This window comes from Geobacillus sp. CAMR5420 (assembly GCF_000691465.1).
GTDB classification, from domain to species: domain Bacteria; phylum Bacillota; class Bacilli; order Bacillales; family Anoxybacillaceae; genus Geobacillus; species Geobacillus thermoleovorans.
Genome location: NZ_JHUS01000012.1, coordinates 50,691 through 66,861, shown reverse-complemented (window position 1 = coordinate 66,861; position 16,171 = coordinate 50,691). Strand labels below are relative to the sequence as shown.

16 protein-coding genes and 1 pseudogene are annotated in these 16,171 nt (G+C 53.2%); 8 read left to right on the top strand and 9 right to left on the bottom strand.

The window, feature by feature from the left end; all coding sequences use genetic code 11:
* The first annotated feature begins 14 nt into the window (after positions 1–14).
* The 5 genes from sat (at position 15) to DI44_RS13895 (ending at position 3,854) form a co-directional block, all read left to right on the top strand.
* Positions 15–1,175 (top strand): sulfate adenylyltransferase, encoded by a 1,161-nt coding sequence (sat, locus tag DI44_RS13875; protein ID WP_033024697.1) that lies wholly within the window; start codon positions 15–17, stop codon positions 1,173–1,175.
* A gap of 12 nt (positions 1,176–1,187) precedes the next feature.
* Positions 1,188–1,799: an adenylyl-sulfate kinase gene (gene cysC, locus DI44_RS13880; RefSeq protein WP_033024696.1), complete on the top strand. Its 612-nt coding sequence runs from the start codon at positions 1,188–1,190 to the stop codon at positions 1,797–1,799.
* 148 nt (positions 1,800–1,947) lie between these two features.
* Positions 1,948–2,724, top strand: coding sequence for a uroporphyrinogen-III C-methyltransferase (gene cobA, locus DI44_RS13885; RefSeq protein ID WP_033024694.1), 777 nt, complete (start codon positions 1,948–1,950; stop codon positions 2,722–2,724).
* A 10-nt stretch (positions 2,725–2,734) separates the two neighbouring features.
* A complete protein-coding gene (locus DI44_RS13890) occupies positions 2,735–3,481 on the top strand; it encodes a sirohydrochlorin chelatase (RefSeq protein WP_033024693.1) in 747 nt (248 codons plus the stop codon).
* A gap of 88 nt (positions 3,482–3,569) precedes the next feature.
* On the top strand, positions 3,570–3,854 hold the full coding sequence (locus DI44_RS13895; RefSeq protein ID WP_033024692.1) for an acylphosphatase: 285 nt from the start codon (positions 3,570–3,572) through the stop codon (positions 3,852–3,854).
* A 166-nt stretch (positions 3,855–4,020) separates the two neighbouring features.
* On the opposite strand, the gene DI44_RS13905 is transcribed toward DI44_RS13895, so the two are convergent.
* Entirely contained in the window at positions 4,021–4,788 is a 768-nt protein-coding gene (locus DI44_RS13905; protein ID WP_033024688.1) for an arginase family protein, read from the bottom strand.
* Between the two features lie 165 nt (positions 4,789–4,953).
* On the opposite strand from DI44_RS13905, the gene DI44_RS13910 reads away from it, so the two are divergent.
* Positions 4,954–5,301: a YojF family protein gene (locus tag DI44_RS13910; protein WP_033024687.1), complete on the top strand. Its 348-nt coding sequence runs from the start codon at positions 4,954–4,956 to the stop codon at positions 5,299–5,301.
* A gap of 13 nt (positions 5,302–5,314) precedes the next feature.
* Positions 5,315–5,968, top strand: coding sequence for a bacillithiol biosynthesis deacetylase BshB2 (bshB2, locus tag DI44_RS13915; RefSeq protein ID WP_023633711.1), 654 nt, complete (start codon positions 5,315–5,317; stop codon positions 5,966–5,968).
* A 182-nt stretch (positions 5,969–6,150) separates the two neighbouring features.
* Here bshB2 and DI44_RS13920 read toward each other — a convergent pair whose 3' ends face one another.
* The 5 genes from DI44_RS13920 to DI44_RS13940 form a co-directional block, all read right to left on the bottom strand.
* Positions 6,151–6,972 (bottom strand): PhzF family phenazine biosynthesis protein, encoded by an 822-nt coding sequence (locus tag DI44_RS13920; protein ID WP_033024686.1) that lies wholly within the window; start codon positions 6,970–6,972, stop codon positions 6,151–6,153.
* Complete coding sequence (locus DI44_RS13925; protein WP_033024742.1) at positions 6,969–7,610, bottom strand: bifunctional precorrin-2 dehydrogenase/sirohydrochlorin ferrochelatase; 642 nt, start codon at positions 7,608–7,610, stop codon at positions 6,969–6,971. The genes DI44_RS13920 and DI44_RS13925 overlap by 4 nt, the downstream gene beginning before the upstream one ends.
* 205 nt (positions 7,611–7,815) lie before the next feature.
* Positions 7,816–8,385: a hypothetical protein gene (locus DI44_RS13930; RefSeq protein WP_033024685.1), complete on the bottom strand. Its 570-nt coding sequence runs from the start codon at positions 8,383–8,385 to the stop codon at positions 7,816–7,818.
* A gap of 205 nt (positions 8,386–8,590) precedes the next feature.
* Positions 8,591–8,962, bottom strand: a complete 372-nt coding sequence (locus tag DI44_RS13935; protein WP_013144260.1) for a DnaJ family domain-containing protein — start codon at positions 8,960–8,962, stop codon at positions 8,591–8,593.
* A 1-nt stretch (position 8,963) separates the two neighbouring features.
* The gene (locus DI44_RS13940; protein ID WP_033024684.1) at positions 8,964–11,420 is read right to left on the bottom strand and encodes a bifunctional diguanylate cyclase/phosphodiesterase; all 2,457 of its coding nucleotides are present in this window, start codon (positions 11,418–11,420) and stop codon (positions 8,964–8,966) included.
* A gap of 344 nt (positions 11,421–11,764) precedes the next feature.
* On the opposite strand from DI44_RS13940, the gene DI44_RS13945 reads away from it, so the two are divergent.
* Positions 11,765–12,217 (top strand): C40 family peptidase, encoded by a 453-nt coding sequence (locus tag DI44_RS13945; protein WP_033024683.1) that lies wholly within the window; start codon positions 11,765–11,767, stop codon positions 12,215–12,217.
* A 246-nt stretch (positions 12,218–12,463) separates the two neighbouring features.
* Here DI44_RS13945 and DI44_RS0116900 read toward each other — a convergent pair.
* From DI44_RS0116900 to glcD, 3 genes and pseudogenes are all read right to left on the bottom strand, one after another.
* Positions 12,464–13,189: pseudogene (locus tag DI44_RS0116900) on the bottom strand (transposase); the annotation flags it as partial.
* Between the two features lie 171 nt (positions 13,190–13,360).
* The gene (locus tag DI44_RS13950) at positions 13,361–14,725 is read right to left on the bottom strand and encodes a (Fe-S)-binding protein (RefSeq protein WP_033024682.1); all 1,365 of its coding nucleotides are present in this window, start codon (positions 14,723–14,725) and stop codon (positions 13,361–13,363) included.
* On the bottom strand, positions 14,722–16,134 hold the full coding sequence (gene glcD / locus DI44_RS13955; protein ID WP_033024678.1) for a glycolate oxidase subunit GlcD: 1,413 nt from the start codon (positions 16,132–16,134) through the stop codon (positions 14,722–14,724). The genes DI44_RS13950 and glcD overlap by 4 nt, the downstream gene beginning before the upstream one ends.
* Positions 16,135–16,171: the final 37 nt, after the last annotated feature.

Genomic DNA, 16,171 nt, shown 5'->3' with positions numbered 1-16,171 from the left:
AGGAGGTTATGAACATGAGCTTAAGCACCCCGCATGGCGGTACATTAATCAATCGTTGGAATCCGGACTATCCACTTGATGAGGCGACCAAAACGATCGAGCTCTCCAAAGCCGAACTGAGCGACTTGGAGCTAATCGGAACGGGCGCCTACAGCCCCCTCACTGGTTTTTTAACGAAAACGGATTACGACGCGGTTGTTGAAACAATGCGTCTTTCTGACGGCACCGTCTGGAGCATTCCGATCACGCTCGCGGTAACAGAAGAAAAAGCGAAAGAGCTCGCCGTCGGCGATAAGGCGAAACTCGTTTATCATGGCGACGTCTACGGCGTCATTGAGATTGCTGACATTTACCGCCCAGACAAAACGAAAGAAGCGAAGCTCGTTTATAAAACGGATGAACTTGCTCACCCAGGTGTGCGCAAACTGTTTGAAAAGCCGGATGTGTATGTCGGCGGGGAGATTACGCTTGTCAAACGGACCGACAAAGGCCAATTCGCCGCGTTTTATTTTGATCCAGCGGAAACGCGGAAAAAGTTTGCTGAGTTTGGCTGGAACACCGTTGTCGGCTTCCAAACGCGCAATCCGGTTCACCGCGCCCATGAATACATTCAAAAATGCGCGCTCGAGATCGTTGATGGCCTGTTTTTAAACCCACTCGTCGGCGAAACGAAAGCGGACGATATTCCGGCTGACATCCGGATGGAAAGCTATCAAGTGCTGCTGGAAAACTATTACCCGAAAGACCGCGTTTTCCTCGGCGTCTTCCAAGCAGCGATGCGCTATGCCGGTCCGCGTGAAGCCATTTTCCACGCGATGGTGCGCAAAAATTTCGGCTGCACGCACTTCATCGTCGGCCGCGACCACGCTGGTGTCGGCAATTATTACGGTACGTATGATGCGCAAAAAATCTTCTTGAACTTTACGGCTGAAGAGCTTGGCATTACGCCGCTCTTTTTCGAACATAGCTTTTACTGCACGAAATGCGAAGGGATGGCATCGACAAAAACGTGTCCGCATGACGCGAAATACCATGTCGTCCTTTCCGGCACGAAAGTTCGTGAAATGCTGCGCAACGGCCAAGTGCCGCCGAGCACGTTCAGCCGTCCGGAAGTGGCCGCCGTCTTGATCAAAGGGCTGCAAGAACGCGAAACGGTCGCCCCGTCAGCGCGCTAAAGGAGGATCGCGATGAGCACGAACATCGTTTGGCATCACACATCGGTCACAAAAGAAGACCGGCGCAAGCGCAACGGCCATCATAGCGCCATCCTTTGGTTCACCGGGCTGTCCGGCTCCGGCAAATCGACGGTGGCCAACGCCGTCTCCAGACGACTGTTTGAGCTCGGCATTCAGAATTACGTCTTAGACGGCGACAACATCCGGCACGGGCTCAATAAAGATCTCGGCTTTTCCGCCGCCGACCGGACGGAAAACATCCGCCGCATCGGCGAAGTGGCGAAGCTGTTTGTCGACAGCGGCCAGTTTGTGCTGACGGCGTTCATCTCGCCGTTTGCCGAAGACCGGGCGCTCGTCCGCCGCTTAGTCGAAGAAGACGAGTTCATCGAAATTTACGTCAACTGCCCGCTTGAAGAATGCGAAAAACGCGACCCGAAAGGGCTGTATCAAAAAGCCCGCCGCGGGGAAATCCGTGAATTTACGGGCATCGACTCGCCGTACGAAGCGCCGGAAGCACCGGAGCTGACGATCGAAACACACCGTTATTCGGTTGACGAATGTGCCGAGCAAGTGCTCGCCTACCTGCGCAAGCGAGGAATGATCCCGGCCGCGAAAACAGACTAATTCCCTCATCCCCTGCCAAAAAAGAACGGGAGGTCATTTGACAAGGTCGTTTTCATCCCAAGGCAGACCATTTACAATAAAAGCAGCCGAGCATCCATGCCGCTTTCCGGCGGCTGGCTGAATCATGCACGAAGGGGCTGAAACAACGATGGGCAAAGTGTATCTTGTCGGCGCCGGCCCCGGCGACCCGGAACTCATTACCGTCAAAGGATTAAAATGCATCCAGCAGGCGGATGTCATTTTGTACGACCGTCTCATCAATGAAGAGTTGCTTTCATATGCCAAGCCGGACGCCGAACTCATCTTTTGCGGCAAGCTGCCCGGCTTCCATGCCATGCAGCAGGAAACGATCAACCATGCGCTCGTCTGGCATGCCAAAAAAGGAAAAACGGTCGTCCGCTTAAAGGGCGGCGATCCGTTCGTGTTCGGGCGCGGCGGCGAAGAGGCCGAGGCGCTGGCCAAACATGGGATCGAATTTGAGATCGTTCCCGGCATCACCTCCGCCATCGCGGCGGCGGCTTATGCCGGCATCCCTGTCACCCATCGCGCGTTCAGCTCAAGCGTCGCCTTTGTCACCGGGCATCGGCGCGACGGAAGTCGTGACGAGATCAAATGGGAAAGCCTCGCCAAAGGCATCGATACGATCTCCATTTACATGGGGGTTCATCACTTGCCATACATTTGCGGCCAGCTGATGAAATATGGAAAAGCGCCGGAGACGCCGGCGGCGGTCATCGAATGGGGAACGACAACTGCTCAGCGCACCGTCACCGGCACGCTCGCGACGATCGCGGCCGTCGTCGCCAAAGAAAACATCCAAAATCCGAGCATGATCATTATCGGAGACGTCGTCCGGCTGCGGGCCAACATTCAATGGTTTGAGCAGTTGCTCGCGTCATCCGCAGCCGCTGGCGCAACATCGTGAGGCGATGGCGATGGAAGCTGTTTTGTACGTCAGCCACGGCAGCCGCATTGCCGCTGCGCGCCATGAAGCGGCGCGTTTCGTCGAACAGTGCCGGAGGACCATCGATATTCCGATTCAAGAGCTATGCTTTGTCGAGCTCGCGGAACCGGACATTGTCACCGGCGTTGACCGTTGTGTCGCCCAAGGGGCGACACGCGTCATCGTCGTTCCGCTTCTCCTTCTTTCCGCAGGGCATGCCAAACACGATATTCCAGCGGCATTGGACATCGCGAGACGGCGCCATCCGTCCGTTGATATCCTCTGCGGCGCTCCGTTCGGCGTCCATGAAACAATGATCGACATCATTATCGACCGCATCAGCGAACAGTCCGCACCGCTTGACGGCGAATCGATGATCCTTCTTGTCGGCCGCGGCAGCAGCGATCCCGACACGAAACGCGACATGTCCGCCATCGCCGCACTTTTAAAAGAAAAAACAAACGTGCCGCACGTGGACGTTTGTTTTCTCGCTGCCATCCGCCCGACGCTTGATGAAGGGCTCGAACGAGCCCATGCATCGGCGTATCGGCGTGTGTTTGTCGTCCCGTACTTATTGTTTACCGGCGTCTTAATGAAAACGATCGAACGGAAGTTGCAAGGGTTCTCTGTTTCCGACAAGCAGTGGCGTTTATGCTCTTACCTAGGCTATCACCCGCGGCTTGTGCTGCACATTCAACAACAAGTATCATCGCTATCATCCGTAAAAAAAGGAGCTTGAACCATCAAGCTCCTTTTTTCATGTACTTTCGACCTCATCTATTATATGATAGAAGCAGAACAACCGTGATAAAGGAGGACTCATCGGCGTGAAAAGAGTTCATGTCATCGTGGAAGGGCGCGTGCAAGGCGTCGGGTTTCGATACTTCGTCCAACACGAAGCATTGAAGCGCCAGCTGACCGGTTGGGTGAAAAACAATGATGACGGAACAGTGGAAATGGAAGTTCAGGGGAATGAAAGCGCCCTTCAACTCTTTTTGAACACCATTGAAGCCGGAACGATGTTTGCCAAAGTCGCCCGCATGCACATCGAGCCGCACGATGTCCGCCCCGATGAAAAACAATTTCGCATTATGTACGGGAGCGGCTTTTGACAACTAGGCTCATCCCCTCAAGCAGCGGCCTTCCCGGCTTTTTCAGCCATCGAGCCGACAGAAGCGCCGGCCCGCTCGCCAAAATCCGAAGGGACAGCGTCTCCCTTGCTTTTCTGACCGCCAAACCAAAAACGGTGCTGCCTTTCCCGCTCTTCTCGCCGCTCGATTACGCCGGCCGCAAATGCGGCGCTGCATAATGGAAACATGTTTCCAAAATGGCCATGTTCGCCTGTTCATTTTTTCGCCGCGCTTCGCGACAAAGCGGGTCGAACACGTCGACAGCGGATGGCGGGTACTCGCCGCATATGTCTACGCCGAGCACTTTTTTATGGAATAAGAGCAATCGGAGGCAGGCGAGCAGCCGGGATAGCGGAATCACTCCTTGATCCCAGTTCGTGACCGCGTCTTCGCGGCGAAGAGCGTCTTTATCGATGCTGATATAGATGCTTCCGGTCGGGATGGTCTCGATGAGCGCTTTTGGCCATTCATCATGATCATCAAATGGAAGAACAGTCATGTTCGGAGATAAACGGAGTTGATGCGAAGAAGCAGTTGGGCCAACGATAACGACTTTTTGCAGCCGCGGATGCTTAAGTGCATAGGAGACCCATGAGCCGCACGAAATGACATCATCTCCTTCTTCAGCATCCGTATGGCGGTCAAAAAGAACGAGCGTAAACGGTTCGTTGATCTCTTTAAGCAATAAATATGTGACATAATGGTAGTTTCCGCTGCCGATCAGCACCGCCCCGCGCTTCCGCCGCCGCTCAAGCCGCCGCTCAATTTCAGCAAGCGCCACTTCGCTGCAATACAAATTCGTCTCCGGTACATCAGTGAGATCGACCCATTCGTGCGGAAACTGAAACAGCCGCTTTTGCGGCCGGTACACGCCGTCAAAATTAAGCATCGTGACACCATTGCCTTGAAACCCCATCGATCATCACCTTTCTTTCGTTGAATCAGCATTCAACGCTTTGTAGGTGCGGATGAGTCCAAGATGTGTCTCTATTTTGATTATACAATAGAAGTCGAAATATTTCCGCTCACACGCCTCGGTCATGTACAATAATAGAAAAACAAACAGCAAGGAGGGAGCCGCTTGCAACCGATCGACACGGCCGCCGTGCAAGAGGCGCTGAATCGTTTTGCCAATCGTGACGTGTATATTCATTTGGAAACGACGAACGGAGCATACGCCTCCCATCATAACGAAGGCTTTTATTCCGTCGGCGCCTACATCCGCAACGCCTGCATCCGCTTCACCCGCGGCAAGATCACCGGCCCCGGGCCATACCGCGTCGGACTGAAGCTTGATCTTGGCTGGGTGTACGCAGAAGGGCTGACCCATTGGGAATGGACAGAAAAAGGACAATTACTGTTGGCAGGCCATGATGATCAAGGGAAATTGGCCGTCGCCCTCGAACTAAGCGACGAACCGTTTGTGTAAGGAGGGAGTTCCGTTGAACGAACGACATGTGCTCGTTGTTTTTCCCCACCCAGACGATGAAGCGTTCGGCGTGTCGGGAACGATTGCCGAGCATGCGCAAAACGGCACGCCGGTGACGTACGCTTGCTTGACGCTCGGAGAAATGGGGCGCAATATGGGCGTGCCTCCGTTTGCCAACCGCGAAACGCTTCCACACATCCGCAAGCAAGAACTGGAGGAAGCATGCCGCATTCTCGGCATTCATGATTTGCGCCTGCTCGGCTATCGCGACAAGACGGTCGAGTTTGAGGATGAAGAAGAGCTGGCTGACCGGATCGCCGCCATCGTGGCGGAAACGAATCCATCGCTTGTCATTACGTTTTACCCCGGCTACAGCGTCCACCCCGACCATGATGCGTGTGGAGCCGCTGTCATCCGCGCCTTAAAGCGCTGGCCGAAAGAAGAACGGCCAACCGTCCATTGCGTTGCGTTTGCGAAAAACTGCGAACAAGACCTTGGCCAGCCGGATGTCGTGCGCGATGTCAGCTCGGTGATCGATACGAAGCTGGCCGCCATTCGCGCCCACCGTTCGCAAACCGAAGGACTGATGCAGGCGGCATCCAAACGCGGCGATGCGCTTGCTTGGCTCAAAACGGAACGGTTTTGGACGTATCGGTGGGATGACTAAACGTATACAGGCGCCGGCCGCACCTCCAAGCTGGCTGAACCGGCACGGCCGGCCCGCCGCCGAAAAAAGGAAGCCCGCCTTTCACGTGAGGCTTGGGCGCCTTTTTCGTTGGCATAGGCAGTGAAGAAAACACCAGCCCGCCCAACCGAATCCGGAACAGGCATTGTTTCCGCTGGAATGTTTCAGATGGGTTGCAATCCGAAAGCGGCCTCGGCGGCCAGATCCCCTTTCAGCACGGTGACGGCTTTTCCTTCGAGCTGAACCCTCTCGCCTGCCACCATCACCCGCACAATGCCGCCTCGGGCTGAAGCTTGGTAGCCGACTAACGTCGTTTTCCCAAGCTTGTCCGCCCAATACGGCCCGAGGCAACAGTGAGCGGAGCCGGTAACCGGGTCTTCCGGCACACCGAGAGCTGGAAAAAAGGCCCGCGATACAAAATCCATTTCTTCTGCCGTTGAACGGCTTGTCACAATGATGCCGCGCGCATCTACTTCTTGAAGCAGGCGGAAATCCGGGGTCAGTCTGCGTACCTCCTGTTCTGAGCCGATTTCCACCAAATAATCGAACCGGTTGCGCCCGATAAACAGCGGTTCAGCTGGCAAGGCACCAACAAGCGCAGCAGGAGGCGACTCAACCCGCACTGGCGTTTCGTTCGGAAAATCGAGCCGAATCCAACCATCGTTGTTTATAGCCGTCAATACTCCGCTGTTCGTGAAAAAGGCAATCGCTTCATCTCGGCGGTGTTCCCCGCGCTCCCACAGCACATGGGCACTCGCCAAAGTTGCATGGCCGCACAAATCAACCTCTGCTTTAGGGGTAAACCAGCGCAGACGATAGCCGCCCTCATGTGGAACTAAAAAGGCCGTCTCAGACAAATTCATTTCTGCGGCAACACGCTGCATCCACTCATCCCCAACCGGCTGCGGCAACAAGCAGACGGCTGCCGGGTTGCCGGCAAACGGCCGGTCGGTGAACGCATCGACAATATACATCGGAATGTTCATTGCTCTTCCCCTCTTTCCCCGTTTCGTTTTTTTTCGTTCGCCAATAGCTGAGCCAACTCTTCATCCCATCGGCCGCGCTGCCGGAAGGAATCAGCAGCGAGCGCCTGAAACAGCCGCTTCCGTCCCTCAGCGTCCTCCACTTCGCGCAATACGATGCCGCGGGCCCGCTGCAAAAACTCAAGATACGGCCTGTACTCTTCGCCATACTGCTCCTCAAGCTCGCGGCGAATGCGGCGAGCAACCGCCGGACTTGCCCCCCCGGTCGACACGGCAATTGTGAGCGGACCGCGGCGGACAACAGCGGGAACGTGAAAATCACACCGCTCCGGATCATCCACGACATTTACGAGTTGACCGGGTGCTGCTGCTTGCGTCACCGCTTCATTCACCTTGCGATCGTTCGTCGCGGCAATCACCAAAAAGGCCCCCGCCAAATCGTCTCGGTCAAACCGCTTTTTCTTCCAAACGATCATCCCCCCCGCGGCCAACGCTTGAAGCTCCGGCTCCGCTTCAGGCGCAATCATCACGATTTCCGCCCCTGCCTCTAACAATCCATGAATTTTCCTTGCCGCCACCTTCCCGCCGCCGACAACGACCGCCCGGCGGCCGCGAAGCTGAAGAATCACTGGATATCCCATCGCTTTCTCCTCCCGCAATACAGACGCTCCTTTGGCCGGTTTTGGGCCCGATCCTCTCGACCAACGAACACGGCTCTTTTCCTTGATCGCTTGCACTCGAGCTGTGAACTGTTGACGAAGCCATTGTCCGCCGCAACATTCGCTGAAAAGCAAGATGAAGAAAAAAAGAAGCCGTGCATCGAACACGGCCTTTTTCTTCATTATATCATCCTTGTTTCACTTCCTGAAGCCATTTCGCCAACCGTTCATTTTTCTTTTTCATATGATCGAGCCATTGCGGGAGCAGTTTTTTCATGGCCTCCTGATCATTGTTCTCCATAGCCTGTCTCGTTTGTTCATGAAGCAGATGAAGCTGCTGTTTTTCTTCTTTCGTCATCCACTGTTTCTTTTTATGTAACTGTTTCCATTCTTTCTTAAACTGTTCTTTTGTGATTTTTTTATCGACTAGCTGATCGATGAGCCGGTCAAGCGCTGCTTCGCGCTCTTTTTTCATCTTTTTGCACTTTTCTTTGATGGCCTGTTTCACATTTTCATCGTTCAACTGCTGACGCAACGCGTTCCGCTCATCCAGCACTTTTTTCCATTCTTCTTCCTGCTCAGGCGTATATTTTTGGACCATCTCCATCCACTTTTGCTCGTCAAGTCCCTCATGCTTCCACATATGGCCGACCGGCAAATGCACATCGCCCCCCCCGCCTGCATGGCTTCGAGCAGACACCCATGACGGCATCGCCAGAACGAGCGAAGCAAAAAAGGCAACCCATAATTTTCTCATCATGTGCACTCCTTTTTTCATTTCATTCACGATCCATCAACGACTAGACAGCTGGGATCAATCATTCTTTATTTTCCCTCCTTTGCGCTGCCTCCTTTCCGATCATTTACTCCTTCCTTATTTTCCCCGTTTTTTGGACATCTTTGCATAAAAAATGAGGAAACCCGCAAAAAAATCGTGTTTCCTCAGGATATTAAGGAATCGTCTAGCGAAATTTCTCTTCAATGCGCCGCCCGTAGTCGCGCAATGCCTTCGAGTTTGTCTGCCCCCGTTTCTTCATCAGTTCCGCAAACCGAAGCTGCTTTTCCGTCCGCTTTTTCTCCAGCTCCCGTTTTTCCTCATCATCCTCGCAGCAACGAAGCAAGTCCTCGAGCGTCAAAAGCTCTTTGCGCAACTCCGCTTCTTCCCTCACATAGCCGGCGTTTTTCAGCAACAAATACCCGAGTCGCAACTCCTCTGGAATGCGGGAAAGGTCTTCAATCTCAAGCGGTTTGCCGAAGCCGGGCAAGTTGTCGAACTCGCCGTTTTTCATCGCCTCGCGAATTTTCTCCTCGGCGATGCGCCAAAATCCGTCCATGTTACGTCAACTCCTGTGCCTGCCGCCTCACGCGCTGCTCGTTTAAAAACCGGACGAGCTCGTCATACGGAAGCGGCGGGGAAAAATAATAGCCTTGCGCCTCGTCGCACCGTTTTCCTTGCAAATAAGCCGCTTCGGTCTCCGTTTCGACCCCTTCAGCCAGCACCTTTACACCTATATTATGCCCGAGGCGGATGATCGCCGGCAAGATGACATCTTTTTTTCCTTGAATATGCTGAACGAACGAACGGTCGATCTTCAGCCGATCGATCGGCAAATCCGTCAAGTAGCTGAGCGAACTGTAGCCGGTGCCGAAATCATCCATGCTGATCGTCACACCAAGCCCCTTCAGTTTCGAGAGAATATCAAGCGCACGTTCTGTATCCATGGTCATCCGCTCCGTAATTTCCAGATCTAAATGGTGCGGCGGCAGCCCGGCGTCGGCGAGCAGGCGGGCGAGTTTATCCACAAATCGGCGGCTTTCAAATTCATATGGCGATAAGTTGATGGAAACGGACAAGTCAGGAAAACGATCAAGCAGTTGCTTCGTCTGTTCACAAGCCGTGCGGATGACCCATTCGTTGATCGGGATGATCATGCCGGTCTGTTCGGCAACAGGGATAAACAATGACGGCGAAACCATCCCTTTTTCCGGATGGCGCCAGCGAATCAACGCCTCCATGCCGATCACTTGCTGGTCGTGAAGCCGAATTTGCGGCTGATAGTATAATTCAAATTCCTCATTTTCAAGCGCACGCCGCAAGTCGCGTTCCATCGCCATCTTTTCATGGAGACGAATCGCCATCGGCTCAGTGAAAAAGAGAAAATCGCTCGCCGCTTTTTTTCGCACCTCGTAGCGAGCAATATCCGCCTTGCGAATCAACGTTTTTGCATCCTCCCCATCTTTTGGGTAGACGCTGATGCCGATGTTCACGGTCACATACAATTCCATCCCATTGACGACAATCGGTTCGTCGGCCACCTCAATGAGCTGTTTCGCCATTTCTTCAGCCTTTTGATGTGTGCTGTTTGACACTACTGCGATGAACTCATTCCCGCTCCAGCGCCCGATGGCCATTCCTTGCTTTTCTTTCCATTCTTGCGCCAAATGGAGGAGCACTTCGTCCCCGACAGCGTAGCCATAAAAATCGTTGATCGTTTTAATCCCACTCACTTCTAAAAATATGACTGCCATTTCATGACGATGCTGTTTCGCCTCAGCAAGGCAACGCTCCACCGCTTTATACATCGCCTCCTTGTTCGGCAGCCCGGTCAGTTCGTCATGGTTGGCGATATAACGAATCCGCTCTTCGTTTTGTTTTTGTTCTGTCAAATCGCGGACAGCGGCCACCGTCACTTTTTCCCCTTCATAATCGTAGCGGCGCCGGACGATTTCCGCCGGAAATGCGGTGCCGTCTTTTCGGCGCAGCTCGATTTCAAAGCGCTCCGGTTCCTCATGCGGACGATTCAGTTTCATTGACCCGTCAACGACTAAATCCCCGATCGGCAAATGAATCAGCTCGCTTTCCGAATAGCCGAGCAGGCGGCACGCCGCTTCATTGACCTCAACGACTTTCCCGTGCGCATAGACGATCAGCCCTTCCATCGTCATTTCCGCCAGCCGCCGCAGCCGATGCTCGTTGGATGCGAGCGTTTTTTTATAGACAGCCAACGCCTTCCGTTCCATTTGTTGATGCAAAGCGAGCAAATAGGCAACCGCTGACGCCAAAAACATGGCCATCATCGTCCACATCGCCTGTTGCCGCCCTCGCTGCAAATGTTGCTCATACGTTTTGGCATCAAAATCGATGCCAACAACCGCATCCACCGTCCCGTCCGGTTGACGGATCGGCATAAACGCGCTGATGCTTCTTCCCCATTCGTCTGTTGTCGGGTGCTGTTCCATCGCAAACCGGCCGCGGAACGCCTCTTCGATCTCTGGAAAATGGCGGCGGTAAACCGTCCCAGGCGGAACAGCTTGTTCCTTTTGGCCGTCGATGCGGCCGTTCCGATTGTAGTCAGTCGCTGGCGCTGCAACGAAATATAGCTCACCGCGCTCATTCTTTTTTAACGTATACACGCTCAACACGCGGCCGTAATGTTGCCAACGCTCCAGCACCGCCATCACCACGTGATACGCAGGCAGATGTTCCGCCCTTTCATCGAGCCGTTCGTGCCCCATGGCGACCAAATCGCCGGCGATCATGCCGGCGATTTGCTTTGCGGCTTCCTCATATTCACGATGTTCTTGTTTTTCAGCATAATTGATATAGATCATCCCTGCCCCCAAAAAAAGCAGGGAAACGGTGGCAAACACAACAGTCAGTCTCGGCGCCGCCAGCCATGGGATGCCTCCCCAATGCCGTTTTGCCATCCAATGGCCGTATACATAGACACCGCCGACCGTCAAAAAAAGGCCCAAGATATACAAGATATATTCAAGTTGATTCGACATCATCCATCACCGTCATCGATTCTTCGACGCTTTGCTTTCATTATAAGACGGCCATTCTTCGCGCTGCCTCCCTCCACCGTTCCTATTTGTTCGACAGCTTACGACATTCATCTGTCGGTCATAGGACTTGGGTATGAGACACCGTTTCCACGCTTGCGGCCATAAATCCAGGTCGGCCGAAACGAAAATATCTATCTATTGGTATAAGCCTTTAGGACGAGGTGCTATATTTGTAACGGCGCTGTAACATTATTTAATCCAACTGTAAAAAACAAGTCTAGTTTCCTCTGCTATACTCTAGTTAAAAGACGTCGAATCGGAAAAGATTTTGTCGGGGGTTAGGGAAAATGAAAAAATGGTGTTCTCTCCTGTTCGTATCCATGATCGTTCTATTTTCCTCCTTCTTTGTAAGCACTTCCAATTCAGATGCAGCCGCCAACAAAGCACGGCTCATTACCGAAGCGAAAAAGCTGATCGGCACTCCTTACCGATATGGCGGCACGACGCCAAAAGGATTTGACTGCTCCGGATTTGTCTACTATGCCCATAAAAAAGTTGGCGTCACCTTGCCTCGCACCTCTCGAGAAATGTACAAAAAAGGTACATACGTACATAAGTCCCAATTACAGCCGGGGGATTTAGTGTTTTTCGACACTTCTAAACAGACGAAAGGCGTCTCCCACGTAGCTATTTACATCGGCAACAATCAAGTCATCCATGCCGTTTCCCGCGGTGTGAAAATCGACAGCTTAAACAGCAGCTACTGGAAAACGAAATATGTCGGAGCCAAACGGCTGTAACAGCTCCGTCGGAAAAGCTCTCTGTCATATTAAGTCCGCTTAATAGACAGGGGGTTTTTATTATGCAAAAAAAAGCGGCCCTCCCAAACCGGAGAGCCCAATGCTATATTTCATAGGGGATCGGGGGAATACTTGGAAAACGTTACGCTATTATTCATTTCCTCCCTTTTCGTTTTTTATACATGAGATCAAAAAATTTTTATGCACAGCGAATGATTCTAGCAGACTTGACACTCCACACGCCTAAAAGTGGACGATTTGACGGCTGATTTTATGGTTCATATCCTTCATCCAGCGGGACTCTTTATGGCCGATTTTGCGAATCATATGGAGCTTCTTGGCTTTGCCCAATGTTCGCCGCAGAGCCGCATATCGCCTGCGAATGAAGGCGCATTGATTTCCTTTGAAAAACAGCGATTTCGTCCCGACACTAGCCACCGCGATATATCGCAGCCCTAGGTCAACCCCCATCACGTTTGTTTCTTCCCGTTGTTTGGTTTCAAACGTGATGGCGACAGCGAAGTACCATTTCTTTTTCTTTTTGTAGAGCTTGGCTGCCCCTTGTTTGGCGGTTCCATCCAGCAGTCGATTCAGCCATGCTTCTTGATAGGGGCGCGTGACCACAGGCACGCCGATTCGCTTCTCTAATGTTGGGAATGAAACAGTGTAGAACTCTCCCTTTCGTTTGACTTTCCAATTTTGATTGTTGAAGCAACACCACTGTTTGCGAAATTTCTTTGACTTCTGATGTTTCTTTTGAGACTTTACGTCTCGAATGGTCTGGCAGGCAATGGCGGAAGGAAACCGTTGTGACGAAAACTCTTTAAAAATTTTACTCGTCGCTTTATTCAGCTCGGGATGATCCAACAGCCAATTCGCAAATTGGGTGTTGATATCGGACATCCGCTCATACATCTCTTGCTTGGCTTTGGTTGGCTTGTGGAGTTCCAATTTCAAGGTGATGGTGGGCATCATTTCACCTCCTCCCTTTTATAATACTCCAATGCTCGCTTTCATCCCAACTTGAAAGAGCTGGGTTTTCCCGCTCGCATTTTATAATGGAAAAGGTGTCCCACTGCTTTCGGGACACCTTCTTTTTTGCTTCAAACAACCGACATTCGGCGAAAACGCCAGACTGCCGCGTTATGACGTTTTCCGAATTCGCTCTTCCTCCTTCGCCGCCTGTGCTCCTTCGACCGCTTCGAGCAACAAATCGACAATATGGACCGCACGGACTTTTCCTGTCCATCCCACCCTCTCGATGCCAAGCTTCATTTGCAGCAAACATCCCGGATTGGCAGTGACGATCGTCGTTGCATTCGTTTGTTTCGCCATTTCCATCTTATAGTCCAAAATTTGCATCGACATCTCCGGCTCGACGAGATTGTAAATGCCGGCTGAGCCGCAACAGCGGTCGGCGTCTTTCATTTCGCGGAACTCGATCCCTTCAATCGCCCGCAACAGCCGGCGCGGAGCGGACACCGTTTTCATCACGTTGCGCAAATGACACGAATCTTGATACGTAACCGTTTGCGGAGCGACGCGAAGCGGCCGTTGATCGAAGCCAAGTTCCACGAGCACTTCCGAGATGTCTTTGATCTTCGCCGCAAACGCCGCGGCCCGTTCACACCATTGCGGATCATTCTTGAGCAGGTGGCCGTATTCAAGCAAAAATGCCCCGCAACCGCCGGCGTTCGTCACAATGTAATCGACGTCCAACTGTTCAAACGCGGCGATATTCCGTTTCGCCAGCTCTTTCGCCATCGCTTTTTCCCCGCCATGCCCGTGCAGCGCCCCGCAGCACCCTTGCGACGGCGGGATGATGACTTCACAGCCCGCCAGCTGCAACAGGCGAAGCGTCGCATCGTTTGTCGCCATAAACATCGTATCCATCAAGCAACCGGCAAAAAAGGCAACCCGTTTTTTCACCGTGCCGTCCGGGCCGAGACGGTGCGGGCGCTCTTTCATTTCTTTCGCCGTCGGCACGTCCGGCAAAACGCGCTCCATTTGTCGGAACGATGCCGGCAACAGACGGAGTAAACCAATTTTGCGGACAAACGTCCGCAGCCCGGAGCGCTGGTACCATCCAAGCAGCGCCGTAGCTTTGCGCATCCGCTCTTGATGCGGAAACAATCCGGCAAAGACAAGCTTGCGGATCAGGCGGACCGGAAGCGGCATTTTTTTATGCTGGGCAATAATATCGCGCGCCTCTTCCAAAAGATGGCCGTAGCGGACGCCGGACGGACAGACTGGTTCGCACGCCCGGCAGCCTAAACATAAGTTGAGCGCCCGTTCCACTTCCTCGTCCGGTTCAATCAAGCCGTCCACGACCGCTTTCATCAACGCAATCCGCCCGCGCGGCGATTGGGCTTCCTGCCGCCCAGATTCGATATACGTCGGGCAGGATGGCAAGCAAAAGCCACAGCGCATGCAGTTCATCAGCTCATCTTCATCCATCCGCTCTTGAAACGCTTTTTGAATGAGCGCTTGTTCGGTCTTCGATGTCATCGTGTCACCACCACCCGTTTTCTCGTGCTTTTGGCGAACACTTTGCCCGGATTCATAATGTTGTTTGGGTCGAGCGCCTGTTTGATCGCTTTCATAGCGGCAATGCCGGCCGGGCCGAGCTTCCATTCCAAATACGGCGCTTTCATCGCCCCGACGCCGTGCTCGCCGGTAATCGTGCCGCCGAGTTCAATCGCTTTGGAAAAAATTTCTTCAAACGCTTTTTCCACGCGCTCCATCTCATCACGATCGCGAGCATCTGTCGGACACGTCGGATGCAAGTTGCCGTCGCCGGCATGGCCGAACGTGCAAATTTTCACTTGATACTTCGCGGCAATCTCATTGATGGCTTTTACCATCTTGGCAATTTCCGAACGCGGCACGGTTGCATCTTCCAAAATCGTTGTCGGCTTCAAGCGCGCCAACGCCGACAGCGCGGATCGTCTGGCCGTCCGCAGCGCTTCCGCCTCTTCTTCTGAGCGAGCGAGCTGGACAGACACAGCCTGTTCTGAACGGCAAATATCGGCCATCTTTTTCATGTCGCGCTCGACAACTTCCTTCGGTCCGTCCTGCTCAATCAGCAAAACCGCTTTCACATCGGTCGGCAAGCCGATGCGGGCGTAGTCTTCAACCACCTCCAACGTTGGTTGATCCAAAAACTCCAGCGTCGCCGGAATGATTTTGTTCGCGATGATTTTCGACACCGAACGGGCGGCAGCCTCCAAATCTTGATAAAGAGCAAGCATCGTCTGCTTTGTCTCCGGCATTGGGATGAGCTTTAGCGTCGCTTCGGTGATGATGCCGAGCGTCCCTTCCGATCCGACAAACAGGCGGGTCAAATCGTAGCCGGCGACGTCTTTCGCCAGCTTGCCGCCAGTGCGGATCACATCACCGTTCGCTAGGACGACCTCAAGCCCAAGCACATAATCGCGCGTCACACCATATTTCAATCCGCGCAAGCCACCAGAATTTTCATTAATGTTGCCGCCAATCGTCGAAATTTTCATCGAGCTCGGATCCGGCGGATAAAACAGCCCTTTTTCCTCAACAGCTTTCATCAAGTCAAGCGTCACAACCCCCGGCTGAACGGTCGCAGTCAAGTTTTCCTCATCAATTTCTAAAATGCGGTTCATATGTTTAAACAGAAGGACAACGCCGCCCTCAACCGGACAGGTGCCGGCGCAAAGATTCGTCCCTGAGCCGCGCGGCACGATCGGGATCCGGTATTCATTGCAAATTTTCGCGATCTCCGCCACCTCTTGCGTATTTCGCGGCGCGATGACCGCGTCAGGCAGCGATTGAAACTGCGGCGTCGCGTCATACGAATAAACGAGACGCCCGGCCTTCGTGTCATCGTAGTTCTCCGCTCCGACCACTTCGATCAGCCGTTTCTTTGCCTCATTTGGAATCAATCGTCTCACCCTTTCTGAAATTGTTTGCCTCCGCGCA

Coding starts and splice junctions, on each gene's coding strand:
- sat (WP_033024697.1), top strand. CDS start 15: ATGAGCTTAAGCACCCCGCATGGCGGTACATTAATCAATCGTTGGAAT.
- cysC (WP_033024696.1), top strand. CDS start 1,188: ATGAGCACGAACATCGTTTGGCATCACACATCGGTCACAAAAGAAGAC.
- cobA (WP_033024694.1), top strand. CDS start 1,948: ATGGGCAAAGTGTATCTTGTCGGCGCCGGCCCCGGCGACCCGGAACTC.
- DI44_RS13890 (WP_033024693.1), top strand. CDS start 2,735: ATGGAAGCTGTTTTGTACGTCAGCCACGGCAGCCGCATTGCCGCTGCG.
- DI44_RS13905 (WP_033024688.1), bottom strand. CDS start 4,788: ATGGGGTTTCAAGGCAATGGTGTCACGATGCTTAATTTTGACGGCGTG.
- DI44_RS13920 (WP_033024686.1), bottom strand. CDS start 6,972: ATGAACATTCCGATGTATATTGTCGATGCGTTCACCGACCGGCCGTTT.
- DI44_RS13925 (WP_033024742.1), bottom strand. CDS start 7,610: ATGGGATATCCAGTGATTCTTCAGCTTCGCGGCCGCCGGGCGGTCGTT.
- DI44_RS13930 (WP_033024685.1), bottom strand. CDS start 8,385: ATGAGAAAATTATGGGTTGCCTTTTTTGCTTCGCTCGTTCTGGCGATG.
- DI44_RS13935 (WP_013144260.1), bottom strand. CDS start 8,962: ATGGACGGATTTTGGCGCATCGCCGAGGAGAAAATTCGCGAGGCGATG.
- DI44_RS13940 (WP_033024684.1), bottom strand. CDS start 11,420: ATGATGTCGAATCAACTTGAATATATCTTGTATATCTTGGGCCTTTTT.
- DI44_RS13945 (WP_033024683.1), top strand. CDS start 11,765: ATGAAAAAATGGTGTTCTCTCCTGTTCGTATCCATGATCGTTCTATTT.
- DI44_RS13950 (WP_033024682.1), bottom strand. CDS start 14,725: ATGACATCGAAGACCGAACAAGCGCTCATTCAAAAAGCGTTTCAAGAG.